This is a genomic window from Bradyrhizobium sp. WSM4874 (genome assembly GCF_055811835.1).
Window position 1 is genome coordinate 18626 of sequence record NZ_JBVVPR010000004.1, and the last position, 21539, is coordinate 40164.

At 64.6% G+C, this 21539-nt stretch carries 24 protein-coding genes and 1 pseudogene; 13 read left to right on the forward strand and 12 right to left on the reverse strand.

The window, feature by feature from the left end:
• Positions 1 to 69: 69 nt before the first annotated feature.
• The 7 genes and pseudogenes from AC0L3P_RS05325 (at position 70) to AC0L3P_RS05355 (ending at position 5442) form a co-directional block, all read left to right on the forward strand.
• Entirely contained in the window at positions 70 to 717 is a 648-nt protein-coding gene (locus AC0L3P_RS05325) for a hypothetical protein (RefSeq protein WP_473301205.1), read from the forward strand.
• Between the two features lie 165 nt (positions 718 to 882).
• Positions 883 to 1509 carry a pilus assembly protein PilZ gene (locus AC0L3P_RS05330; RefSeq protein WP_007609965.1) on the forward strand — a complete coding sequence of 209 codons (627 nt, stop codon included), beginning with the start codon at positions 883 to 885 and terminating at the stop codon, positions 1507 to 1509.
• Positions 1510 to 1613: 104 nt separating this feature from the next.
• Positions 1614 to 1886, forward strand: a complete 273-nt coding sequence (locus AC0L3P_RS05335) for a hypothetical protein (protein ID WP_473301206.1) — start codon at positions 1614 to 1616, stop codon at positions 1884 to 1886.
• Between the two features lie 76 nt (positions 1887 to 1962).
• Positions 1963 to 2118: a hypothetical protein gene (locus AC0L3P_RS05340; RefSeq protein WP_275172004.1), complete on the forward strand. Its 156-nt coding sequence runs from the start codon at positions 1963 to 1965 to the stop codon at positions 2116 to 2118.
• 319 nt (positions 2119 to 2437) lie between these two features.
• Positions 2438 to 3470, forward strand: a pseudogene (locus tag AC0L3P_RS05345) (PrsW family glutamic-type intramembrane protease).
• Between the two features lie 73 nt (positions 3471 to 3543).
• Positions 3544 to 4122 carry an HdeD family acid-resistance protein gene (locus AC0L3P_RS05350; protein ID WP_354054676.1) on the forward strand — a complete coding sequence of 193 codons (579 nt, stop codon included), beginning with the start codon at positions 3544 to 3546 and terminating at the stop codon, positions 4120 to 4122.
• A 234-nt stretch (positions 4123 to 4356) separates the two neighbouring features.
• A complete protein-coding gene (locus AC0L3P_RS05355) occupies positions 4357 to 5442 on the forward strand; it encodes a 3-deoxy-7-phosphoheptulonate synthase (protein WP_275172001.1) in 1086 nt (361 codons plus the stop codon).
• A gap of 54 nt (positions 5443 to 5496) precedes the next feature.
• On the opposite strand, the gene AC0L3P_RS05360 is transcribed toward AC0L3P_RS05355, so the two are convergent.
• Genes AC0L3P_RS05360 through epmA form a run of 3 tightly spaced genes read right to left on the reverse strand, consistent with a single transcriptional unit; the run spans position 5497 to position 7947 of the window.
• Positions 5497 to 5748, reverse strand: a complete 252-nt coding sequence (locus tag AC0L3P_RS05360) for a hypothetical protein (protein ID WP_275172000.1) — start codon at positions 5746 to 5748, stop codon at positions 5497 to 5499.
• Between the two features lie 43 nt (positions 5749 to 5791).
• Positions 5792 to 6886 (reverse strand): lysine-2,3-aminomutase-like protein, encoded by a 1095-nt coding sequence (locus AC0L3P_RS05365; RefSeq protein ID WP_275171999.1) that lies wholly within the window; start codon positions 6884 to 6886, stop codon positions 5792 to 5794.
• Positions 6883 to 7947 (reverse strand): EF-P lysine aminoacylase EpmA, encoded by a 1065-nt coding sequence (epmA, locus tag AC0L3P_RS05370; protein ID WP_275171998.1) that lies wholly within the window; start codon positions 7945 to 7947, stop codon positions 6883 to 6885. Before epmA ends, AC0L3P_RS05365 begins: the two co-directional genes overlap by 4 nt.
• Before the next feature lie 162 nt (positions 7948 to 8109).
• On the opposite strand from epmA, the gene efp reads away from it, so the two are divergent.
• The 3 genes from efp (at position 8110) to AC0L3P_RS05385 (ending at position 11393) form a co-directional block, all read left to right on the forward strand.
• Positions 8110 to 8676: an elongation factor P gene (gene efp / locus AC0L3P_RS05375; protein ID WP_027569909.1), complete on the forward strand. Its 567-nt coding sequence runs from the start codon at positions 8110 to 8112 to the stop codon at positions 8674 to 8676.
• Positions 8677 to 8699: 23 nt separating this feature from the next.
• Positions 8700 to 10322 carry a M23 family metallopeptidase gene (locus AC0L3P_RS05380; protein WP_473301207.1) on the forward strand — a complete coding sequence of 541 codons (1623 nt, stop codon included), beginning with the start codon at positions 8700 to 8702 and terminating at the stop codon, positions 10320 to 10322.
• Positions 10323 to 10406: 84 nt separating this feature from the next.
• Positions 10407 to 11393, forward strand: a complete 987-nt coding sequence (locus AC0L3P_RS05385) for a DUF808 domain-containing protein (protein WP_275171996.1) — start codon at positions 10407 to 10409, stop codon at positions 11391 to 11393.
• Positions 11394 to 11423: 30 nt separating this feature from the next.
• On the opposite strand, the gene AC0L3P_RS05390 is transcribed toward AC0L3P_RS05385, so the two are convergent.
• Together AC0L3P_RS05390 and AC0L3P_RS05395 are read right to left on the reverse strand one after the other, a co-directional pair.
• Complete coding sequence (locus AC0L3P_RS05390) at positions 11424 to 11927, reverse strand: cupin domain-containing protein (protein ID WP_275172017.1); 504 nt, start codon at positions 11925 to 11927, stop codon at positions 11424 to 11426.
• Positions 11928 to 11948: 21 nt separating this feature from the next.
• Positions 11949 to 12428 carry a carboxymuconolactone decarboxylase family protein gene (locus AC0L3P_RS05395; RefSeq protein ID WP_275171995.1) on the reverse strand — a complete coding sequence of 160 codons (480 nt, stop codon included), beginning with the start codon at positions 12426 to 12428 and terminating at the stop codon, positions 11949 to 11951.
• Positions 12429 to 12482: 54 nt separating this feature from the next.
• On the opposite strand from AC0L3P_RS05395, the gene AC0L3P_RS05400 reads away from it, so the two are divergent.
• Positions 12483 to 13007 (forward strand): MarR family winged helix-turn-helix transcriptional regulator, encoded by a 525-nt coding sequence (locus tag AC0L3P_RS05400; protein WP_275171994.1) that lies wholly within the window; start codon positions 12483 to 12485, stop codon positions 13005 to 13007.
• Positions 13008 to 13034: 27 nt separating this feature from the next.
• On the opposite strand, the gene AC0L3P_RS05405 is transcribed toward AC0L3P_RS05400, so the two are convergent.
• The 3 genes from AC0L3P_RS05405 to AC0L3P_RS05415 form a co-directional block, all read right to left on the reverse strand.
• Positions 13035 to 13214, reverse strand: coding sequence for a hypothetical protein (locus AC0L3P_RS05405; protein ID WP_275171993.1), 180 nt, complete (start codon positions 13212 to 13214; stop codon positions 13035 to 13037).
• 85 nt (positions 13215 to 13299) lie between these two features.
• Positions 13300 to 13551, reverse strand: coding sequence for a hypothetical protein (locus tag AC0L3P_RS05410; protein ID WP_354054694.1), 252 nt, complete (start codon positions 13549 to 13551; stop codon positions 13300 to 13302).
• Between the two features lie 62 nt (positions 13552 to 13613).
• Complete coding sequence (locus AC0L3P_RS05415; RefSeq protein WP_219680264.1) at positions 13614 to 13874, reverse strand: hypothetical protein; 261 nt, start codon at positions 13872 to 13874, stop codon at positions 13614 to 13616.
• Positions 13875 to 14008: 134 nt separating this feature from the next.
• Here AC0L3P_RS05415 and AC0L3P_RS05420 point away from each other — a divergent pair, with 134 nt between their 5' ends.
• Positions 14009 to 15238 carry a lytic murein transglycosylase gene (locus AC0L3P_RS05420; RefSeq protein ID WP_354203605.1) on the forward strand — a complete coding sequence of 410 codons (1230 nt, stop codon included), beginning with the start codon at positions 14009 to 14011 and terminating at the stop codon, positions 15236 to 15238.
• 19 nt (positions 15239 to 15257) lie between these two features.
• On the opposite strand, the gene AC0L3P_RS05425 is transcribed toward AC0L3P_RS05420, so the two are convergent.
• The 3 genes from AC0L3P_RS05425 to recJ form a co-directional block, all read right to left on the reverse strand.
• Complete coding sequence (locus AC0L3P_RS05425) at positions 15258 to 16055, reverse strand: aldolase (RefSeq protein ID WP_354203607.1); 798 nt, start codon at positions 16053 to 16055, stop codon at positions 15258 to 15260.
• Between the two features lie 109 nt (positions 16056 to 16164).
• Complete coding sequence (locus AC0L3P_RS05430) at positions 16165 to 16974, reverse strand: SDR family NAD(P)-dependent oxidoreductase (RefSeq protein ID WP_473301208.1); 810 nt, start codon at positions 16972 to 16974, stop codon at positions 16165 to 16167.
• A 45-nt stretch (positions 16975 to 17019) separates the two neighbouring features.
• A complete protein-coding gene (gene recJ, locus AC0L3P_RS05435; RefSeq protein WP_473301209.1) occupies positions 17020 to 18861 on the reverse strand; it encodes a single-stranded-DNA-specific exonuclease RecJ in 1842 nt (613 codons plus the stop codon).
• Positions 18862 to 19139: 278 nt separating this feature from the next.
• Between recJ and AC0L3P_RS05440 the strand changes: the two genes are divergently transcribed.
• Positions 19140 to 20216 (forward strand): methyl-accepting chemotaxis protein, encoded by a 1077-nt coding sequence (locus tag AC0L3P_RS05440; protein WP_473301210.1) that lies wholly within the window; start codon positions 19140 to 19142, stop codon positions 20214 to 20216.
• A gap of 160 nt (positions 20217 to 20376) precedes the next feature.
• Here AC0L3P_RS05440 and AC0L3P_RS05445 read toward each other — a convergent pair whose 3' ends face one another.
• Positions 20377 to 21363 (reverse strand): helix-turn-helix domain-containing protein, encoded by a 987-nt coding sequence (locus tag AC0L3P_RS05445; protein ID WP_473301211.1) that lies wholly within the window; start codon positions 21361 to 21363, stop codon positions 20377 to 20379.
• Between the last annotated feature and the right edge of the window lie 176 nt (positions 21364 to 21539).

A 21539-nucleotide genomic window follows, 5' to 3' on the forward strand; every position in this document is an offset into this window, starting at 1 on the left:
TGCCACCCCGTATGAACCTCGCTGCCCCTCGCCTCCGACCAATGTCCTGTTGGAACCGGATGCAGGCCCATGGCGCAGCATAAATCTCCCTGGGACGACCAAGCCGGGATTGCCTCGCCGGCGCCGCCGCCATGGATACGCCGTACGGCGGCCTACGCGCCGGAGCGCCGCGCCAGAATGCTGGAGCACATGGCGCGCGCCAGATCGCGGCCTCAGGCCACGGCTGCGCCGGAGCCGTTGCCTACGGCCGGCACGAACATACTCGCTGACGCCTGCGGCTACGCCGTCCTATTCGGCATCATCGCGCTCCTGTTTCAGTCGCGCGTTCCGCTCTACCTCGGCGCCTTCCTCTTCTTCACCGATGGCGAGCGCATCGAACTCGCTCTTGGAAAGATCGGCGTCCGTCTCGAGCCCGACACGATCGGGCCCGAAATCATCAAGGGCTTCGTATCCCTGTTCGGATGGTTCGCGCTGCTGACGTCGCTGAAAGCGTCCGTCCCCGAATGGCTCGCGGCATGGATGCTTCCGGACACATCGTGGTCCTTGCTCGCCGGCATCGCGCTTCTGCTCGCCATCGTCGAAGCGTTCGCAACGCGCGCGATGCGGCATGCATTGCCGTGGTTCGGACTTGAGAGCCGACCGGACAGCCTTGGTTGCGCGACGATCAAGTTCGTCATGGTCATTGGCGTGCTGGCTCTGCTGGTGCTGCTCGGATAACGCGATCGTGAGGTCACGGGCCTCATAATCGCGGCGCTATGCCGCCCGTCCCGATCCGCGCATTTACCAGAAATTTACCCCTGCTCGTGAGCGCCGGTATCATTTGCTTAGAATTTGGCTGGTACCGTGGAATTACGGAAAGCCTCCGAAACACGATTGGCGCCCATGTCCGTCGCAGAGTTCCTCAGACAGCGTGCCGTGCAAGTCACCGTGAGTGGCAGCTACTCGCTGCCGCGCTGGTACGATTGCGAGGGCAAGCTGCGTACCTTCGCCTGCCGCACCAGCCGCGTGTCACCGTTCCGCATGATGGTCGACGTTCCCGTGGTCGGAAAGGTCGGCGAGCGCGTGACATCCTACTTCCAGGATTTCGGCGAATTCCAGTGCACCATCAGCGCGACGCTGAAATTGGGCTTCCTGATGGAGCTCGAGATGACGCGGGCCCGGCGCGCCTGGATGTCGGAAAAGCTGACCTGGCTCGAGAAGAAGCAGAAGGACGCCAGCGTTCAGGAGCTGCGGCGTGACGCCCGCTTCGTTCCGCAGGTCGCGCACACCTTCCTGACGCTCGCCGACGGCAGCACCCATGCCTGCTTCATCATCGACGTCTCCACGGCCGGTGTCGCGATATCCTGCGAATACGATCCGCCAGTGGGAACTCCGCTTGCGGTCGGCGCTTGCGTCGGGCGCGTGATCCGCAAATTCGAAAACGGCTTTGCTGTCAAATTCGCCGAAAAGCAGTCGCGGGACGACGTCGTCCGGCTGATCGTCCGCTCGCCCATGCTGCAATCGGCCTGATCCTCCGGCCGCGCCGCCCTATCGCAGCCCTATTTCGAGATAAGCTTTTGAAGGTCCGCGTCTCGTGCCGTGGATCATCTGCAGACTTGCGATCGGGGGACCGAATGGCAGTCGAGAAAATTACGGTCGAAAAGATCAGAGTCGAAAAGATCACCTGGGACAAGGTCGGCCGGGTCACCGAGCCCGGACGCTACATGTACACCTTCGGCTGGCTCACCATCACCGCCGGCGATCTCGATATCTGGAAGCAATACCCGCAGGCCGCGTTCACGCTGATGGCGCAGCATTCCGAGCCGGACGCATCCATCGGCGAGGAATTCCATCTCGGCGCCTTCGACGTCGCGCCCGACACACCGCCGCCGTTCACCACGCATTGAGACAGTCAAACCGGGGCTGGGGATCGGCTGGAACTCAGGCCGCGACGGGAACGCGTGGCATGGGCGTTGCTTTATCATGGCCATGACTCACATCCCCGCTGTCGATCAGGCCTTCCTGCTGTTGCTCATCGTGTTCTGCCTTGGCACGTGCCTCATACGCGCGTTCTGGGAGCTGGAGCAGGTCCGGACACGCCGGATCGCATCATCCTCCCGCGCGACGAAGCGTGACTAGACCGGCCGCGCGTCGGCCGGACGGGACGATCCCGTCTCTGGACTTGGCGCGGCGACACGTGCATCGTGAATCGAAGAAACCTGCACATTGCCTTGATCTGACTTACCAATCGCGATCCGATGACGGCGCGCGACCGTTGTCATGGATGACGAGGTGATTCTGTCATGCAATTGATTGCCCTCTGTATTGTGCACCTCGGCGACTGTCCTGATGAACGCAGGCTGTCGCGCTTGTTAAGAGACGCGACAGCTAGCGCATGACACAAGGTCGCATCGGTGAATGTAGATAAGCGGATCAAGGGAACCTATTTTCGGCGCCGATGTACCTGATTGAAGCGTTACCCACCGTCATCGGAACGGCCGCCATTGCCCCGGCGCTGCTGATGCTGTGGCTTGTCATTGCCGCCGAGGAACGCCCGGGACCGCCGGCCCAGGTCTGGACCGCGTTCCTGCTCGGCGCGGCCAGCATTTTGCTGCTGGGCCTGGCCCGCGCCCCTTTCGCTAAAATGGTCGCGGCCCCGGACAACCCTTGGGCGGCGCTGGCCATGCATTCGATCTTCGGGGTCGCGCTGCCGGAGGAAGCGGTCAAGGTGATCGTGATCGTGCTGGTCGCCTCGACAAAGCGGCGGACCTTCGCCAATCCGATGGACACCGTGGTCTATGGCGCCGCCGTCGGCCTGGGCTTCGCCGCCTACGAGAACCTCGCCTATCTCGTCCAGCACGCCGAGATGTGGCGTTCGCTGGCCGCGTTGCGCAGCGTGCTGACCGTACCGTTCCACGGCGCGCTCGGCATCATCGCCGGCGCCTATCTGACCATCGCGCGCGCCGGCACGGCGCTGGGTGCGAACCGCCATCATCGCGACTGGGCTCGTCTTTCCAGCCGGCTGCTGATCTTCGCAGGCCCGCTCGCCCTGCATTCGGCCTTCGACTTCCCCCTGCTCACACTTCAGCGCTCTCGATCCGACGCTGCGGATGTGGCTGGGCGGCGCGAGCCTGCTGATCGGCTTCAGCTCGATCGCCTTCGCCATCCGCCTGGTGCGGCGCGTCGCGCGCCATCACGCGCCCCGGACTGACGTTGCGCGCGAGCGCCTCAGCCAGCTCCGCCGGATGTGGGCGTTGCTGCTCGCGGGCGGCGGCGTCGGCTTTCTCGGTCTCGCCTTCGTGCTGACCTCGATCCATCACTGGCTCATCAACCCCGAGCGCAATCTGACGCTGGCCCTGATCCCGATCGGCTTGGTTTCGATCCTGCTCGGCCTCGCACTTCTGATCGTCACGACCGCGATCTATGTTCTCGGCCGCAACCGCATCCGCACCAGCGGCGAAGGTTTTTCGTCGGCGCACGGCGGCGGCTGAGCCGCGGGTGGCAAGCGCGGTGTGCGCGTACTAGACTAGATTGAACACACACTTCTCGATCCGGAGCTTGCCAATGACATCGCCTGAGGATTTTTCCCGGCTGCAATCCGCCATGAGCCGGACGGTCAAGGCACATTGGAAGGCCTTCCTGTTCGAAGGCATCCTGCTTGCAGTGCTCGGCGTTGCCGCGCTGATCCTGCCGCCGCTCGCAAGCCTTGCGATCGCGATCTTCCTCGGCTGGATGTTCCTGATCAGCGGCATCGGCGGATTGATCGCCACCTATTGGGCGCGCAGCACGCCGGGCTTCTGGTGGTCGCTGATCTCGGCCGCGCTCGCCGTGCTCGCAGGCATGCTCCTGCTGGCGCGGCCGATGCAGGCCGTCCTGACGCTGACCATCGTGCTCGGCGCCTATTTCCTCGCCGAGGGCGTCGCCACCATAATGTACGCACTGGAGCACCGCCGCGAGCCGGGCGGCCGCTGGTCGTGGCTCCTGATCTCGGGCCTCCTCGACATCGCGATCTCGTTCATGGTGATCACGGGATTGCCGAGCTCGGCCGAATGGGCGATCGGCATCCTCGTCGGCATCAACTTGCTGTTCGGCGGCGCCTCTTTGATCGGCATGGCGCTGGCGGCACGCAAAAGCAACAGTTAAGGCGCCCCGTGGCCATCCCGTCCATTGGGGGGTGACAACCCGCCGATCGCGCGCTATATGACGAGCCATGATCACCCTCGTCACCAGCTATTTTTGGTACTTTAGCTACGACAGCTCGCTGGCGGCAGGAGGATCGCGCTCAATCTGAAACATTGCAGCAAACGTCCGAACAAGCCGCCAGACCTGGCGGCTTTTTTATTGGCCGGCAGGGTCTCAAAATAATAGGAGCCCGCCGTGCTGAGCACGACCGACGATCTTCGTATCCGCGAACTGAAAGAGCTGAGCACGCCCGAAGAGGTGATGCGGGAAGTCCCGCGCACGCTCACGGCGACGCGCGTGGTGATGGCGGCACGCAACGCCATCCATGCGATCCTCAATGGCCAGGACGACCGGCTTCTGGTCGTGGTCGGCCCCTGCTCGGTGCACGATCCCAGGGCCGCGCTCGAATATGCCGAGCGCCTCGCGAGCTTGCGCGAAGAGCTTGCCGACCAGCTCGAGATCGTGATGCGGGTCTATTTCGAGAAGCCGCGCACCACGGTGGGCTGGAAGGGCCTGATCAACGATCCTGATCTGGACGGCAGCTTCGATATCAACAAGGGCCTTCGGCTGGCGCGCAATGTGCTTTCGGCGGTGAATAATCTCGGCCTGCCGGCCGGCACCGAATTCCTCGACATGACGACGCCGCAATACATTGCGGACCTCGTGTCCTGGGCCGCGATCGGCGCGCGCACGACCGAAAGCCAGATCCATCGCGAGCTGGCCTCGGGGCTGTCCTGCCCGGTCGGGTTCAAGAACGGCACCGACGGCAATGTGCGCATCGCAGCGGACGCGGTGAAGTCGGCCTCGAATCCGCATCATTTCATGGCGGTGACCAAGCTCGGCCGCTCGGCGATCGCCTCAACCGCGGGCAACGAGGATTGTCACATCATCCTGCGCGGCGGCAGCACGCCGAACTACGATGCGGCAAGCGTCGCAGCGGCCTGCAACGATCTGGCCAAAGCAAGCGTCGCACCGCTCGTGATGGTCGATGCGAGCCACGCCAATTCGAGCAAGAAGCCGGAAAACCAGCCGCTTGTGACGGCCGACATTGCCAGGCAGATTTCCGGCGGCGAGAACCGCATCATGGGGGTGATGATCGAGAGCAATCTCGTCGCCGGCCGCCAGGACGTGGTGCCGGGCAAGCCGCTCACCTATGGCCAGAGCATCACGGATGGCTGCATCGACTGGGCGACCACGGCAACCGTGCTCAAGCAGCTCGCTGACGCGGTCGAGATCCGGCGCAACACCAAGCGCGCAGGACTGCACGAGCGCTCCGCCTGACCAAACGATTGCGGGCGGGGTGAGGCTGTCGCATCCTGCCCGCCGTTGCGGCGCCTAACAGCCGCGGCAGATGCTCTTGATCTTCTTGTCGAGCGCCTGATTTTCCTTGCTGAGGGGATCGTTCGGGTCGCTCAGGTTCTTCTCATTTGGCACGTCGCCGGCGCGCGGCTGCCGATGACCGACGGGCGCAGGCGGCAAAGTACCCGCCGATTGTCCCGAGGTCGTCGATCCCTTGCTTCCCGTCTGCGCGAAGCCGGCGCTGCCGAACACCGTCAGAAGGGACAGTGCCAGGATGATGCTTTTCATTTTGCTTCTCCATTCCTCGAGCCAGCATCTCCATCACGACCAATCAGGTCTCGGGCGGATAGAGGTGAACGTCGCCGCAATAATCCACGATACGATAGCGCGTTTCTTGATCTGCATCACGCGCATCAGGTGCGGTATTTTGCATCGGCAACACGTAATTCGGCCCCACCGGCGACTTGCCGGCGCCGCCGGGAATGTCGATGACATAGTCGGGCTGACACAGTCCGGACACCCGTCCGCGCAGCTGCCGCATCAAATTCTGGCCCTCGGCGAGCGTCGCTCGCAGATGCGACGTGCCGGGCGCGAGATCGCCGTGATGCAGATAATAGGGCTTGATCCGGCATTCGACGAAAGCTCGCATCAAATCCGACAGAGCGGTCAAATTGTCATTGACGCCGCGCAAAAGCACGGACTGGCTCACCATGGGAATCCCGGCATCGACCAGCCGCGCGCAGGCGGCACGCGCCGGCCCCGTCAGTTCGCGCGCATGGTTGGCATGCAGCGCCACCCAGGTGGTGGCGCCTTCGACCTTCAGCGCAGCCACCATCTCCTCGCTGATGCGCGCGGGCTCGGCCACCGGCACGCGGGTGTGAAGGCGGATGATCTTGACGTGATCGATGCCGGCAAGATCCGCCATGATCTCGCTCATCCGCCGCGGCGACAACATCAGGGGATCGCCCCCGGTCAGGATCACCTCCCAGATCTCGCCGTGCGCGCGGATATAGTCGATCGCCGCGCGATAGGCGCCGTCCGAGAGCGCGTTCTCCTTGCCGGGTCCGACCATCTCGCGGCGGAAGCAGAAGCGGCAATAGACCGCGCAGACGTGAACGAGCTTGAACAGCACGCGGTCAGGATAGCGATGCACGATCCCGGGAACCGGCGAGTGCGGATGATCGCCGATCGGATCTGCGTTCTCGCCCGGCTGCATCTCCAGCTCCGCGGCAGTCGGAACGAATTGCCGCGCAATGGGATCGTCGGGATCGGACCTGTCGATCAGATCGACCAGCGCCGGCGTGATCGCGACCGCATAGCGTGCGGCAACGCGATCGAGCGCCGGCAGCGCTGTGGCCGGCGCCAGCTGCTCGGCCACAAGGTCGGCCGGCTCGCGCAATGTGCGTGCAAGATTGCTCTTCGTCATGTCTCGCTTAACGTTTCATTTGTAGGCGGCGTCCACACTACCTGATCAATTCGCGACGCGCCGCTCGCCAGCATCACCAGCCGGTCGAAGCCGAGCGCGACGCCGCTTGCCTCCGGCATCGCCGCGACCGCGGCCAGAAAGTCCTCGTCCAGCGGATAGGCTTCGCCGTAGCGGCGCTGCTTCTCCGCCATGGATTGCGTGAAGCGCTTGCGCTGCTCGTCGGCGTCGGTCAGTTCGCCAAAACCGTTGGCGAGTTCGACACCGCAGGCATAGACCTCGAACCGCTCGGCAACGCGGGGATCGCCCGCCTTCACGCGCGCCAGTGCCGCCTCTGGAGATGGGTATTCAAACAGAATGGTCAAACGCCCCTGCCCCAGATGCGGCTCGACATGCTCGACCAGAAGCTTGCTGAAGATGTCGGACCAGGTGTCATCCTCGGCCACGCGGATCTTGCCGGCAGCGGCCCGGGCGAGCGCGGCGCGGTCGCCCTCGCCGCCGGAAATGGTCGCAAGCAGGTCGATTTCCGCAAACTGCTCGAAGGCGCCGGCTACCGTCACAAGCTCAGGCTCGGCGAAGGGATCGGCGGTCCGGCCGCGGAAGGCGAAGGTGCCGATACCGGTCGCCTGGGCCGCGCGGGCGATGAGGACGACGCAGTCGGCCATGATGGCGTCATAGGGGGCGTCTGCCCGGTACCATTCCAGCATGGTGAATTCGGGCAAATGCAGGTCGCCGCGCTCGCGGTCCCGGAACACCCGGGCGAACTCGAAAATCCGAGTCTCTCCGGCCGCCAGCAGCTTCTTGCAGGCGAATTCCGGCGAAGTTCGCAAATATCGGCTCACACGGCTGCCGTCGGGTCGCATGATCTCCGTCCGGGGGGCGTGCAGGTGGGTCTCGTTGCCCGGAGAGACCTGGAGAACGGAGGTTTCGACCTCGACGAAGGCCTGCTCGGCGAAAAATCCCCGTAGAGCCCCGGTGATGGCTCCCCTGGCCTGCAGGAACGGCTGGCGGTCGAGATGCCGCGAGGGGGACCAGAACGGCGACATCGGCTTGTCCCCAGACATTAGCCGGCCGCCCCGCAGGCCAGCAAAATGCTGGCATCCAACGGCAAAACCAGTATGTTGCGGCCCGAAACAGGTGCCGCGGTCTGATTTGGGGCCCCAGGTCCCCCATCAATTTGACCACGTCCTGGCCCGAGCCGGGCCAAGCAAGCAGGAAATACAGCTTTGAGAGTCATCGCCAGTTCTATTCGCAAGGGCAACGTGATCGAGCAAGACGGCAAGCTATATGTCGTCGTGACCGCCGAGAACATCCATCCCGGCAAGGGCACCCCGGTCAGCCAGATCGAAATGCGCCGAATCTCGGACGGGGTAAAGATCTCCGAGCGCTACAAGACCACCGACCAGGTCGAGAAGGCCACGATCGAAGAGCGCAACTTCACCTATCTCTATGAAGACGGTGACGGTTTCCACTTCATGAACCCGGAAACCTATGACCAGGTCCAGGTGTCCAAGGACGTCATCGGCGACGCCGCGGCCTATCTTCAGGAGAGCATGACGGTCAAATTGTCGACCCATGACGTCAACGTGGTGTCGATCGCGTTGCCGCAGCGCGTGACGCTGGAAGTGGTCGAGACCGAGCCCGTGACAAAGGGCCAGACCGCTTCCTCGTCCTACAAGCCCGCGATTTTGTCGAACGGCGTGCGCACCACGGTGCCGCCGCACATCGCCGTCGGCACCCGAATCGTGGTGATGACCGAAGACGGCTCCTACTCCGAACGCGCCAAGGACTGACGGGGCCAAAGCGAGCGCAACAGGTGCCGCCGGGGGGCGAGACAGTGGTTGGGAACGGTTTCCGCTTCGTCTCGCAACTTCTGGCGTCGCTTTCGCTCCTCATTGCCTCTCCGCTCGCTGCGGATGAGTTCCGCAGCCCCTCGCTCACGGCGCTGCGCGTCGATTGGCGCGCGGCGCTCGACCAGCTCCGCACCGAAATCAACACCCATCCACGGGCCGCGGACGATTTCATCTTCGCCCCCCGTCGTTCGGTGCCGCGCTACGATCCACGTGCGATGCCGGCGCTGGTGCAGCTCAACGCGATCTCTTCGCAATTTTTCACCGGCATCCCCCGCAGCTCCGTGCCCGTGCTGCTGCCGTTCGACACAGCCGCTTATTTCGAAGCACGGCGCAATGGCGCGCCGACGACCCTCGCGCTGTCGCGCTACCAGGCCGACTTCAGTTCCGTCGACATGTTCGATGCCGGCCCCGCCGGCTACAGCGCGACCTTTTCGTTCGCGCCTGGCGCCGGAGACGGCATGCCGAGCCGGGTGTTCGCAAGGCCGGTCGAGGTGCAGATCACGGGTTCTGCGCTCGTCTATGACATTGCCGATCCCTCAGGCGGCAAGGGCGAGCCGGTCAAACCGCTCGCGGCGCTCTACCCGGACCTGCGCAAGTTCATCAGGGAAGGCTATGTGCGCTACGCTTTCACCCGTTTCGGCGTCGCCTATGTGGTGTCGATCCAATGCCTCGACAGCGTCGCCAAGCCGCGGCGGCTTGCCTGCAAGGAGGCCTATCCGGTCGCCGAACGCTTCCTGAAGGCGCTGCGCGTGGCCGGCGGCCAGCGCATGCGGCCGCTGACGGACATCGCTTCCAACATTCTCGATCGTCCCGGGGTACGTTCCCCGGACTTCACCTACCGGCCGAGCGGCGACATCATCCCGAACACCGGCTATCGCAAGCAGGGCGGCCATCCCGACGTGATGGCCTACGCACAGATCCGCTTTCCTCTCGATAAGGCGCCCGCGTTCGTACACTCGCAATCCTATGCCAAGCGCGACAAGATGGAGAGCACGACCGCCTATCCCTGGCGCGACAATTTTTGCGAGTCCCGCAGTTTCGAGGTCTGGCAATGCGGCGGCGGTTATGGCCATCAGGGCGAGGACATCCGCGCGGCTGAGTGCCCACCGCCTGGTGAAGGCCGCCCAGCCTGCGATCCCAAGCAGCGCGCCGTCGTCGCCGTGCGGGATGCGAGGGTCATACGCGCTTCCAAGGACCAGGCCGTGACGCTGCAAATCAACAGCCGGACCGAGCACATCCGTTTCCGCTACATGCATATGAACCCGCAGGCGCTGAACGCCGATGGCCTGCTCAATGGCCGCATCGTATCGGAGGGCGAGAAGATCGGCGTGGTCTCGAACTATCTCGACCATCCCGCCGGCACCTCGATGCACCTGCATTTCGACGTGCAGGTGTTCACTCGCGACGGCTGGATCTGGGTCAGTCCTTACGTCACGCTCGTCTCGGCGTACGAGCGCCTGATCCGCGCCCGCGGCCGCGAGGTCGGCCCGGAGATCGCCGGCACGCCGCAGCCCGTGGCGCATGCGCTGCCGGAGGACGTGCTCAAGCCGGACCTGCGCGAGGGATCGGGCGGCGACGAGAACTGACGGCTTGCTCCTTCCATTGCCAGGCAGTGCAACAGCGTGTTTGTCGCACACACCGCCCGCTGGAAGGCCGAAGGAACTGGGTTGATGAGTGTCGGACTGATTGGTCTTCTCGACGATATCGCGGCGATTGCGAAGGTTGCGGCAGCCTCGCTCGACGATGTAGCGGGCCAGACGGCCAAGGCGGGAGCAAAGGCGGCTGGCGTGGTCATCGATGATGCAGCCGTCACGCCGAACTACGTGATCGGCTTTGCCTCGAAACGCGAACTGCCGATCGTGGGCAAGATTGCGGTCGGGTCGCTGCGCAACAAATTGCTGATCCTGCTGCCGATCGCCCTGTTGCTTGGTTATTTCCTTCCCGCCGCCGTCACGCCGCTGCTCATGCTGGGCGGCGCCTTTCTCTGCTACGAGGGTGCCGAGAAGGTGCTCGAGGCCGCAATGCCGCATGATGCGCACCACCACGAAGCTCAGTCCCAGCCGATTGCATTGAATGCGCGGTCGGTCGAGGACGAGAAGGTTGCGAGCGCGATCAAGACGGATTTCATCCTGTCGGCGGAGATCATGGCGATCACGCTGGCAGCCGTGCCGGCGGGCAGCATCTGGACGCAGGCGCTCGTGCTGGCGCTCGTCGCCATTTTCATCACAGTTGGTGTCTACGGCGTGGTCGCCCTGATCGTGAAGGCGGACGATGTCGGCCTGGCCCTTGCGCGGTATGACGGCGCTTCGGTCATTGGCAGCGCAATCCGCTTGCTTGGACGTGCGCTCGTCCGCGGCATGCCTGCCTTCCTGGCGGTGCTGAGCACCATCGGCACTGCGGCCATGATCTGGGTCGGCGGCGGCATCATCCTGCACGGCATCGAACAATACGGCCCACCGGCGATCGGCCAAACGGTCCATGCCGCGACCGAGGCTGCCGCGCACCTCCTTCCGTCCATTGCCGGCATCGTCGAATGGTCGGTCGAAGCAGCCATCTCAGGCGTCATTGGGCTCCTTGTCGGCGCAGTTGCGATACCGGCCGTCACATACGGTCTTTCACCGCTATGGAAACGTGTGAAGCGATCGCAGCCCACCTGAACAAGAGCCGCTTCGGATTGCGAGTGCCGGCTACTCCAGCAACGTCGTGAGTTGCGCGCCCTCGTCGGCCACGAACACCGCGATCAATTCCGCCGGCTCCGTGGTGCTGGCATTGGCCGAAACCAGATGGGTCGAGCCGGGCGGCTCGAAGAAGGACTGGCCGACGCCGAACGTCTCGACCGGGCCGCCGCCGAGCTGGGAGCGGATCTCGCCCTTGGTGATGTAGGCGGTGACGGATCCTGCGTGACGATGCGGCCGCGAGAACCCGCCGGGACCGTAGAACACGCGCACGATGGTGACGCGCTTGCCCGGTACGTTCGGCAGCGCGTAGGAGCCGATCGGTTCGATCTTGTCGAGCGGCGAGCTTTCGGCGGCTGTGGCGCAGAGCGGCGAGAGTGCGCCGGATATGGTGTCCATCGTCACCGGCAGCGCCTTCCCAATCGCAAGCGCGCAGGCGAGCCCTCCGACGACGGCGATCGCCATCGAGCGCGATGGCAACGGGCGTGGTGTGGTGGGCAGACTCATCGCTGTCATCATGATCTCCCTTCGTTGCAATCAGGATGCCGCTGCATTCGCTGCGACCGGCCGCTTCGCCGGCGTCCAGCGAAACGCCGCACCAAAACGGTTCCAGACGTTGATGGAGGCGACCGCCGAGGTCAGGTATGTCAGCTCGGTCTCCGAGAATTCACGGCTCGCCTCGGCGTACACGTCTTCGCCGACGCCGTCGGGCAGGCAGGTCAGCGCCTCGGTCCAGGCCAGCGCGGCACGTTCCCGCGCGGAAAAGATCGGCGCCTCGCGCCAGACCACGACCAAATTGAGCTTGTCCACTGGGACGCCGATCCGCTCCGAAAGCAGGATGTGATGCTGCAGGCAGAAGGCGCAGCCGTTGATCTGCGATGCGCGCAGCTTGACCAGTTCGAGAAGCTGCTTGTCGAGGCCGGCCTTGGCCGCGACCCGGCCGAGCGCCAGCACCAGCTCATACGCGTCGGGCGCGATCTTCTTGAAATCCTCGTATTCGCTGCGGGCGTGTGACATTGCCGTTCACCTCGTGGTATTGTAAGAGTGCTGATACATTATAAGAGCACTTATATGACGCGCAAGCCGCCTGATATCACGAGATCGCAACCGCGGCGGCAGGCAGCCACTGCCGCCCCGGCGGTTCGGGTGCCAGCGCCAGGGGAAGGCAAGCGCGGCGAACAAGGCTATCTCGGCTATCTGCTGCGCCAGGCCCACGCCGCAGTCCGTCTGACGATGGAGCGGTCGCTGGCCGATCTCGGTGTCACCTCACCGCAATTCGCGGTGCTGACCATGCTCAATGCCTATCCGGGACTGTCGGGGGCCGACGTCGCCCGCCTCACGTTTCTGACGCCCCAGACCGTCGGCGTCATCATCCGCAATCTCGAACGTGACGGTGCGATTGTGATGACGCCCCATCCCGTCCACGGCCGCATCCAGCAATGGACGCCGACGCCGCGCGGCGCGACGCTTTTGAAAGCGTGCCGGGAACGGGTGATTGCGTTGGAGAAGCGCCTTGCGGTCGGGCTCGATGCCAGGGCCGAGGCAAGCATTCGCCGCTGGCTCGCAGGCATCGCGGCCGATTTGCAGGAGGATTAGGCGAAGCGCGTTCGCCGCTGACGGGTCCTAGTCGCCGCCTCCTCCATCGCCGCAGCCGCCACCGTCCGAATCCGGGAAGTCACTTGCGGCGCCGTTGCCTCGAATACCGCGCCCAAAGTTCTCCGCAAGGATCATCAGGATGACGACGAACAACCCGGCGCCGAACGGCCAGGGATTGGCGCGGATGATGTCGAACAGCTCCTGCATTCACGCATTGTGCGCAGACGGAAGCGAATCGACCGTAAAGCGACAGGCTCAAAATTGGGGATACCCGACCCATTGCAGGCGCGCCCTACCCGCCCTTCAACACTTTCTTAACCTCGCCATCAGGCCAGGTCTCGCCCGCTGCAATCACCCGCACGCGGCTTTGATCGGCATCATTCACCAGCTCATGCGAACTCACCCGATCGCCGCTTCGCTCCAGATGCAGATCGGTTTCGGGCTTCCAGCTCAGCGTGGTCGCGAGATCGCCGGGAAAGATCTGCCATAGCGATCCGTCGTCGAGCTCGACGACATGGCTTTCCGCATGCGCGCGTATCTTCATTCCACCCCGAATCCTCGATGAACGGACGGCGGGCCCCGACGATCGGCCGGGGCCCCACTCCATCAGTCGTTGTCGTGATGAATCACGGTCTTGCTGCGATTGCCGAATTCGTCTTCCTTCTTGATCACCGTGGTGCGGTCGGCGGGTTCGCGCTCCTTGATGACGGTGGTGCGGTCGCGATCACGGTCCCGCTCACGATATTCGTGAGACTGTCCGACCGTCACGCCGGCACCGACCGGACCGACGTGAACGCCGACTTCGTCGGCAAACGCAGGCGCGGCGATGGCCGTGACCATGGCGGCGGCAAACAGATATTTCCTCATCTTCTCCTCCTCTAATTTGGTGCTGGGGGAATGCGGGAGTGCGACAGTTTGTTCCGGGGAACGCGTGCCTGCGTCTCTTCCTCTAGTTCCAGGAACCGGGTCACAGCCGCCATGTTTCCCGCTAGAATGGGCCCATGAAACACGCTGATTCCATTGCCTCCCGCAGCCGCCGCGCTCTGCTTCGATCCACGCTCGGCGCGGCCGCACTCGTCGCAATCCCAACGCGCATCCTGGCCGCGCCTCCAGGCTTCGAGGAATGGCGCGAGGGCTTTCGCGCACGTGCAATGGCCAAGGGCATCTCCGCTGCGACCTGGCAGCGCGCGATGGCGCGGGTCGAGCCCGACATGAGCGTGTTCAAGCAGATGCGCAACCAGCCCGAATTCCATGAGCAGGTCTGGCAATACATCAACCGCCGCGTCTCCGACTGGCGCATCATCAACGGCAAGATTGCGCTGAAGAACAACGAGGCGCTGCTCGCGCGCGTCGAGCGCGATTTCGGCGTCGAGCGCGGCACGCTGCTGGCGCTGTGGGGCGTCGAGTCCGCCTATGGCGATCCGCTGGTGCAGCAGAACCACATGACGCCGGTGTTTCCCTCGCTCGCCGCCCTCGCCTGGAACGAGCCGCGCCGCAAAGCCTATTGGGAAACCGAGCTGATCAACGCACTGCGCATCGTCGACAAGGGCTGGAGCACGCCGGAGCAGATGCAGGGCTCATGGGCCGGCGCGATGGGGCATTCACAATGGATGCCGGAGGTCTGGCTCAATGTCGGCATCGACTACGATGGCGACGGCAAGGTGTCGCCGTTCGGCAAGCCCGACGACGCGCTGGGCTCGACCGCAAAATATCTCGTCAACCGGGGCAAATGGCACCGCGGCGAGCATTGGGGCTACGAGGTGCGCGCGCCCGGCGAGATGAGCGGCACCCGGACCTATGCGGCTTGGCAGGCAGCCGGCGTCACCCGCGCCGACGGCCAGCCATTCCCGCAAGCCTCCGCATCCGCGCAAATGTGGACCCCGGTTGCGGGCGGGCCGACGTTTCTGCTGGGACCGAATTTCAACGCGGTGAAGAGCTACAATCCCTCGATGAACTATGCGCTGGCGATCTGCCATCTCGGTGACCGCTGCCTCGGCGCGCCGCCTTTCATCCAGCCATTCCCCGGCTCCGAGCGCGCGCTGACGCTCGCCGAGGTGCAGGAGATGCAGACGCGGTTGACCAAGGCGGGCTTTGACACCGGCGGCACCGATGGCCGTGTCGGCAATGACACCATGAAGGCAATCAAGGATTTTCAGCAGCGCGCGGGCATCACGCCCGCGGACGGCTATGGCGGGCTGAAGGTGCTGGCGAAGCTGCGCCAGGGGTCGTAGGCGGGGGTCGTAGGCAGGCTCAGTGCCTGTACTGCGGCTCCTCCGCATCGAGCTGGCGACGGATTGCGGCGAGATGCAGCCGGGCGGATTCGGAATCGCCCTCGCGCATCTGCCTGTACGTCTCGGCCGCAATGGCGGGATCGACCGGCAGTACCTGACGCCCCGTCGACATCGCCAGCACCTGCACCTCGGCAGCACGTTCGAGATAATAGAGATCGTCCCAGGCTTCCGCGATGGTCGGTGCCAGCACCATCACGCCGTGATGCTTCATAAAGACGATGTCGGCGTCCCCCACGGCCGCTGCGATGCGCCCGCCTTCGCGGTTGTCGAGCGCAAGGCCGTTGTAGTCGCGGTCCACGGCCGTGCGACCGTAGAATTTCAGCGCGGTCTGGCCGGCCCAGATCAGCGGATCGCCCTCGGTCATCGACAGCGCCGTGGCGTAGGGCATGTGGGTGTGAAAGGCGACCTTGGCGCGCGGCAGGCGCTTGTGCATCTCGGCATGGATGTAGAACGCGGTCGCCTCGGGCACGCCCTCGCCGTCGAGCACGTTGCCGTGGAAGTCGCAGATCAGCAGTTTTGACGCGGTCAGCTCGCGGAACGCGTAGCCGTAAGGGTTGACCAGGAAGAGATCGTCATGGCCCGGCACCACGGCCGAGAAGTGGTTGCAGATGCCCTCCTCAAAGCCGTTGCGCGCAGCCATGCGAAAGCAAGCGGCAAGGTCCTCGCGCGCGCTGCGGATCGCGTCGGTGACGAGGTCCGGACGGTTCGAGCGGAACGTTGCTGGCATGGATGACGAAGAGTGAAGGCTGTGCGCCATGGCGGAAGGACACCTCTGTCGATCGGAAGACGCCCGCGTTGTACAGGTCCGACGCCTGCGCGTCAGCCCCCGCGGGCGCCACCCTGCCCTTCGCAGCCCGCGCGGCGGCTTATTGCCGCCGCGGCACGCCGCCGGCATTCATGCCGCCGTCGATGACGAGCTCGCTGCCGGTGACGTAGCGCGAGGCATCGGAGGCCAGATACAGCACGCCGGAGGCAATTTCCGCGGCCTGGCCGGCGCGGCCGAGCGGCGTGACGACGCGCGCACGCTCCTCGGGATCGATCGGCGCGTTGGCCTGGTTGCCGGTCGCGCCGGTCGGGATCTTGCCCCAGATCGGCGTGGCGATGATGCCGGGATGGACCGAGTTGACGCGGATGCCGTCACAGGCCGCCGCACACTCCATCGCGATCGATTTTGCGAACAGCCGCACGCCGCCCTTGGTCGCCGAATAGGCCGACAGCCCGGGCGCGCCGCGCAGGCCCGCGAGCGAGGACATCATGACAATCGAGCCGCCGCCGGTCTTGCGCATCAAGGGCAGGCAATACTTCACCGAGAGGAACACGCCGTCGAGGTTGATCGCGTTCTGCTTGCGCCAGTCGCTGAGCGTCATGTCGACGATCGAGGGCACGGCGATGCCGATGCCGGCATTGGAGACGAGAATATCGAGCCGGCCAAAGCGCTTCGCGATCTCGGCTGTGATCTCGATCCAGCGCTCTTCGCTGGTGACATCCTGCTCCAGGAAAATTGCCTTGCCGCCGGCCTTGGTGATGCGTTTGGCGAGCTCGGGGCCGCGCAGCTCGTCGATGTCGGTGGCGATGACGGTGGCGCCCTCGCGCGCGAACATCTCGACGATGGCCTCGCCAATTCCGGATGCGCCGCCGGTCACCAGCGCGACCTTGCCCTCAACCTGCCCTGCCATGTTCACTCCCTTTTTTGCCGTTAGCTTTTTTGTTGTTTGCCGGACCTATCTAATCATGGATGGTCCCTGGTCGGGTAGCGCGACGTCGATGACGCGGAATTGCACACGCTCGGCGCCCTGGTAGCGATCGACCGACAATGATCCCGCGACATGCAGTTGCTGGCCGCGATTGGCAACGAGCGCGTTGCCGAGCTTCTGTCCGATCGAACGGAACGCGATGCCGTTGACGATGGCGCCGTCGCCCGATTTGAAGCGTAGCCTCAAATGTGCCTGTCCCACCTCGTCGGCATAGACGAGCTGGTGCGCCGGCAGCGCCAACACGACTTCCGGATTGCCGCTGCCGAAGGGACCTGCGCGGTTGAGCGTCGTTGCAAGCTCGGTCGTCACCGCGCGCGCGGAGACCGCGCCGTCGATGTAGAGCTCGTTGACGTGGCGCGCCTCGGCGACGTCGCGTGCCAACGCATGCTCGAGGTAGGCGCGAAATTCGGCGAGCTTTTCCTTCCGCAGCGTGACGCCCGCAGCCATCGCGTGACCGCCGCCCTTGAGAAGAATGCCGTCGGCGACCGCCTGCCGCACCGCCTTGCCGAGATCGACGCCGGCAATCGAGCGGCCGGAGCCGGTGCCGATGCCGCCGGGCTCCAGCGCGATCGCAAAGGCGGGCCGCGAGAACTTCTCCTTCAGCCGGGACGCAACGAGACCGACCACGCCGGGATGCCAGCCTTCGGAGGCCGTCACGATCACGCCGATCTTGTCCTCGAGCCCGATCGAGGCGAGCGCCTCGGCTTCGGCCTGCGCTTCGGCCGCCTGCTCGATGATACGACGCTCACTGTTGAGGCGGTCGAGCTCGGCGGCGATCCGCGCGGCCTCGACGCTGTCACCCTCCAGAAGTAGCCGCACGCCGAGATCGGCGCGGCCGATGCGGCCGCCGGCATTGATGCGCGGCCCCAGCATGAAGCCGAGATGCCAGGCCTCCGGCGGGCCGTTGAGCCGCGCCACGTCCATCAGCGCGGTGTGGCCGACATGGTCGCGCCGCCGCATCGCGATCAGGCCCTTGGCGACGAAGGCGCGGTTGAGACCAATCAGCGGCGCGACATCGGCAACCGTGCCGAGCGCGACGTGATGCAGCATGCCGAGCAGATCAGGCTCGGGCATCTCCGCTTTCCAGAAGCCGCGCTGGCGTAATTCACGATTGACCGCGACCAGCGTCACCAGCACGAGGCCGACAGCGGCGAGATGGCCGAGGCCGGAGAGATCGTCGAGCCGGTTCGGATTGACCAGCGCGTCGACCTCTGGCAGCTCCGTGCCGGCCTGATGATGGTCGATCACGACGACGGACATGCCGAGACGTTTTGCCTCGGCGAGCGGCTCGATGCTGGTGGTGCCGCAATCGACGGTGACGAGCAGCGTGGCGCCCTTTTCGGCCAGCGCACGCACGGCTTCCGTGTTGGGCCCGTAGCCCTCGAAGATGCGGTCGGGAATGTGAATCAGCGGATCAAGCCCGCAATGGCGCAGATGCCAGGTCAGCAGCGCCGCCGAGGTCGCGCCGTCGACATCGTAATCGCCGAAGATCGCGACCTTCTCGCCGTTCGCCGCGGCATCCGCGATCCGCTTTGCGGCGGCTTCCATCTCCGTTACCGTGAACGGGTCCGGCAGGAGCTTGCGGATGGTGGGATCGAGGAAATCGGCGACGGCGTCGCTGTCGACACCGCGGCCCGCCAGCACCCGCGCCAGCAGCTCGGGCAGTTGGTGGCGCTGCACGATGGCAAGCGCCTTCGCCGCCCCGCGCGCATCCAGCCGGTCGCGCCAGAGCTTGTCGGTGAGCGAGCGCGCCACTCCCAGGAACGCCTGGGGCGTTTCGACGGGCAAGGCGGTGGCGGGCGGCGTCATGAGCTGCGGTCGGTTTGAGGAACCTGGGAGCCGGAGGTATTGCATCGCCCGGCCGGCGGGACGATTGGCCCGCAATCCCCCGGGATTTGCAATCTCTGCGCCGCACAAAGCGGTGGATTGCTGCTTTGCTACGCGGACTGACTATCATTTGAGCATTCCGCAAAACAGCAAATTAAGCAGGCGTTAGGCGGAATCTTCGAAAAAGAATTGTATTCGATCTGTCAGTGATTGTTCCGGGTTCGTTGCAGATCAGACCTCATTGCCAAGGGAAGCCCCCGATGTCTGCTGCGCTGGGTCTCAAAGCCAAGCCGATCGCAAATGAACCCGCTGATGATGATTCCGACATCTCCGCGCTGATCAATCGCCTCACGGCGGAGGTCAACCAGATCGCGGTCGACAAGACCAGGGCGATCCAGCAGATCACCAACCAGATGAAGATGCTGGCGCTGAACGCGCTGATCGAAAGCTCGCGCGCCGGCGCGCAGGGCGCGGGCTTCGCCGTGGTGGCGCAGGAGGTCCGCGGCGTCGGCCAGCAGGTCGAGACCATCGCCCGCGAGCTCGAAAGCCAGCTGACGAAACGGACCGGCGATCTCGTCTCCTCGATCGACCGGATGAGCCAGCGCTCGCGCGGCGAGCGCATGGTCGATTTGTCGCTCAACGCCATCGAGCTGATCGACCGCAATCTCTATGAACGGACCTGCGACGTGCGCTGGTGGGCGACCGATTCCGCGTTGGTCGATTGCGCGGCCTCGCCCGACGGCGCGGCCGTCTCCCATGCCTCGCAGCGTCTCGGTGTGATCCTGGGGGCCTACACCGTCTATCTCGACCTCTGGCTCTGCGACCTCGATGGCAACGTCATCGCCAACGGCCGCGCCGACCGCTTTCGCACCGTCGGCCAGAACGTCGCCCACACCAAATGGTTTCGCGAGGCCACGACCCTGCGCTCCGGCGACGACTATGTCGCCGGCGACGTCGAGAACCAGCCGCTGCTCGGCAACGCGCAGGTCGCGACCTATTGCGCCAGCGTCCGCGCCGGCGGCCAGGCCAACGGCGCGCCGATCGGGGTGCTCGCCATCCATTTCGACTGGGAGGCACAGGCCCGCGCCATCGTGCAGGGTGTGCGCGTCGGCGATAGCGACAAGGCACGCGTACTGCTGGTCGACTCCAATCTTCGCATCATCGCCGCCTCGGACGGCCAGGGCATCCTCAGCGAGCGCATCTCACTCTCCCTGGACGGCCAGCGCTCCGGCTTCTATCAGGACCGCTCGGGCACGCTGGTGGCGTTCCACGCCACGCCGGGCTACGAGACATATCGCGGCCTGGGCTGGTATGGCGTGATCGTCTGCGGGGCGTGAAGCTGGCGGCGGTCTGCCCATCCAACTCAAAACCGTGAAAACAACCCCATGCACAGTAGCCATCTGGTTGTTTTCATGACGGTTTTTTTCGCGATTTGACGCCGGCAAAACACCGGCACGCATGCCATCATGGCGTCGTTCGCGGTCCAGACTCAGAGCGCTAGGCTCTGGTGATATCGTCTTCGACGGCCTGCTGCGTCGCAATTCCAAGCGTTTGCGACGGACGCTCCCCGAACATTGCAAGGTAATATTGCGAGAACCGGCCGAGCTCGTAAAAGCCCTGTTGCATGGCGACGGCTGTCACGGTGGTCGAGCCGGGTGCGCTCTGGTGCAGGATCGAATGAACAGCGCAGAGACGCTTGTGCCTGAGGAAGCTGACCGGGCCGAGACCGAATACCTCCTGAAAGGCGCGGTGGAGGGTGCGCCGCGATACGCCGAGCACCGCGCAAATTTCCGACACATGCACCGGACGCGTGCCGGCGTCGTCGAGAAACTCCTCGACCTTGCGGATCAGCCGTCGCGCGGAAGGCAGCCAGCCATTGCCATCAGGTGGCAGCGACGACGCGACGTTGGCCGCCATGCATTCGGCGATCGATCGTTTCCAGAAATCGGCAGTTGATGGCGTCAGCCCATATTTGTTGTCGCGCAGGTGCGACATGACCCGGACCAGGCGGCGCGAGGCGATCGCGCCGGTCTCGATGTGCGCGCGGAAATGACCGCGGCTGCGCCAGGTGTCGGGATCGCTTAGGCGCGCTTCTCCGCCGAACAGCGTCGCGACCTCGTTGATGTCGAATCGCATGGCGGCGTAAGCGGAGCCGCCGTGAAAAACACCGTCATGTTCGAGCCGCGGCGGAATGACGAGCACATCATTAAGCTGCATGTCGAACGACCAGTGGGCGACGCGTTCTTCGGCTGCGAGCAGCATCCCGATGATCAGTCTGTCGTCGCTGGAAACCCGCTGCGTGCGCATGCCGACGTTGAAAGCACCAATGCTGAGCGAGAAGTCGCCGATGCCGACATGGGATAAAGTTCCGCGCAACCGACCGCGGCCGAGTTGCATCACATCGACATGCGAGCCGTGGACGGCCTGCTGAAGACCTTCGAAACCGTCCAGCTTGCGCGAATCAACCAGAAGGAATTGCCCCATGGCTGTACCGTGTTACTGAAGCGCGACAATTCTGCGGCAGGCAGCAGCGAAATACCACCACAACGCGAGGTGGGCGCGACAAGCCGACTTCGCGTTTTGAGGCAAATCATCGCCGAATTTGTCGCGAGATATGCCACTGAATTGCCTCTGCATTGAGGGATTTGCGACATGGGGCG

Coding starts and splice junctions, on each gene's coding strand:
- AC0L3P_RS05325 (WP_473301205.1), top strand. CDS start 70: ATGGCGCAGCATAAATCTCCCTGGGACGACCAAGCCGGGATTGCCTCG.
- AC0L3P_RS05330 (WP_007609965.1), top strand. CDS start 883: ATGTCCGTCGCAGAGTTCCTCAGACAGCGTGCCGTGCAAGTCACCGTG.
- AC0L3P_RS05335 (WP_473301206.1), top strand. CDS start 1,614: ATGGCAGTCGAGAAAATTACGGTCGAAAAGATCAGAGTCGAAAAGATC.
- AC0L3P_RS05340 (WP_275172004.1), top strand. CDS start 1,963: ATGGCCATGACTCACATCCCCGCTGTCGATCAGGCCTTCCTGCTGTTG.
- AC0L3P_RS05350 (WP_354054676.1), top strand. CDS start 3,544: ATGACATCGCCTGAGGATTTTTCCCGGCTGCAATCCGCCATGAGCCGG.
- AC0L3P_RS05360 (WP_275172000.1), bottom strand. CDS start 5,748: ATGAAAAGCATCATCCTGGCACTGTCCCTTCTGACGGTGTTCGGCAGC.
- AC0L3P_RS05365 (WP_275171999.1), bottom strand. CDS start 6,886: ATGACGAAGAGCAATCTTGCACGCACATTGCGCGAGCCGGCCGACCTT.
- epmA (WP_275171998.1), bottom strand. CDS start 7,947: ATGTCTGGGGACAAGCCGATGTCGCCGTTCTGGTCCCCCTCGCGGCAT.
- AC0L3P_RS05385 (WP_275171996.1), top strand. CDS start 10,407: ATGAGTGTCGGACTGATTGGTCTTCTCGACGATATCGCGGCGATTGCG.
- AC0L3P_RS05390 (WP_275172017.1), bottom strand. CDS start 11,927: ATGACAGCGATGAGTCTGCCCACCACACCACGCCCGTTGCCATCGCGC.
- AC0L3P_RS05395 (WP_275171995.1), bottom strand. CDS start 12,428: ATGTCACACGCCCGCAGCGAATACGAGGATTTCAAGAAGATCGCGCCC.
- AC0L3P_RS05400 (WP_275171994.1), top strand. CDS start 12,483: ATGACGCGCAAGCCGCCTGATATCACGAGATCGCAACCGCGGCGGCAG.
- AC0L3P_RS05405 (WP_275171993.1), bottom strand. CDS start 13,214: ATGCAGGAGCTGTTCGACATCATCCGCGCCAATCCCTGGCCGTTCGGC.
- AC0L3P_RS05410 (WP_354054694.1), bottom strand. CDS start 13,551: ATGAAGATACGCGCGCATGCGGAAAGCCATGTCGTCGAGCTCGACGAC.
- AC0L3P_RS05415 (WP_219680264.1), bottom strand. CDS start 13,874: ATGAGGAAATATCTGTTTGCCGCCGCCATGGTCACGGCCATCGCCGCG.
- AC0L3P_RS05420 (WP_354203605.1), top strand. CDS start 14,009: ATGAAACACGCTGATTCCATTGCCTCCCGCAGCCGCCGCGCTCTGCTT.
- AC0L3P_RS05425 (WP_354203607.1), bottom strand. CDS start 16,055: ATGGCGCACAGCCTTCACTCTTCGTCATCCATGCCAGCAACGTTCCGC.
- AC0L3P_RS05430 (WP_473301208.1), bottom strand. CDS start 16,974: ATGGCAGGGCAGGTTGAGGGCAAGGTCGCGCTGGTGACCGGCGGCGCA.
- recJ (WP_473301209.1), bottom strand. CDS start 18,861: ATGACGCCGCCCGCCACCGCCTTGCCCGTCGAAACGCCCCAGGCGTTC.
- AC0L3P_RS05440 (WP_473301210.1), top strand. CDS start 19,140: ATGTCTGCTGCGCTGGGTCTCAAAGCCAAGCCGATCGCAAATGAACCC.
- AC0L3P_RS05445 (WP_473301211.1), bottom strand. CDS start 21,363: ATGGGGCAATTCCTTCTGGTTGATTCGCGCAAGCTGGACGGTTTCGAA.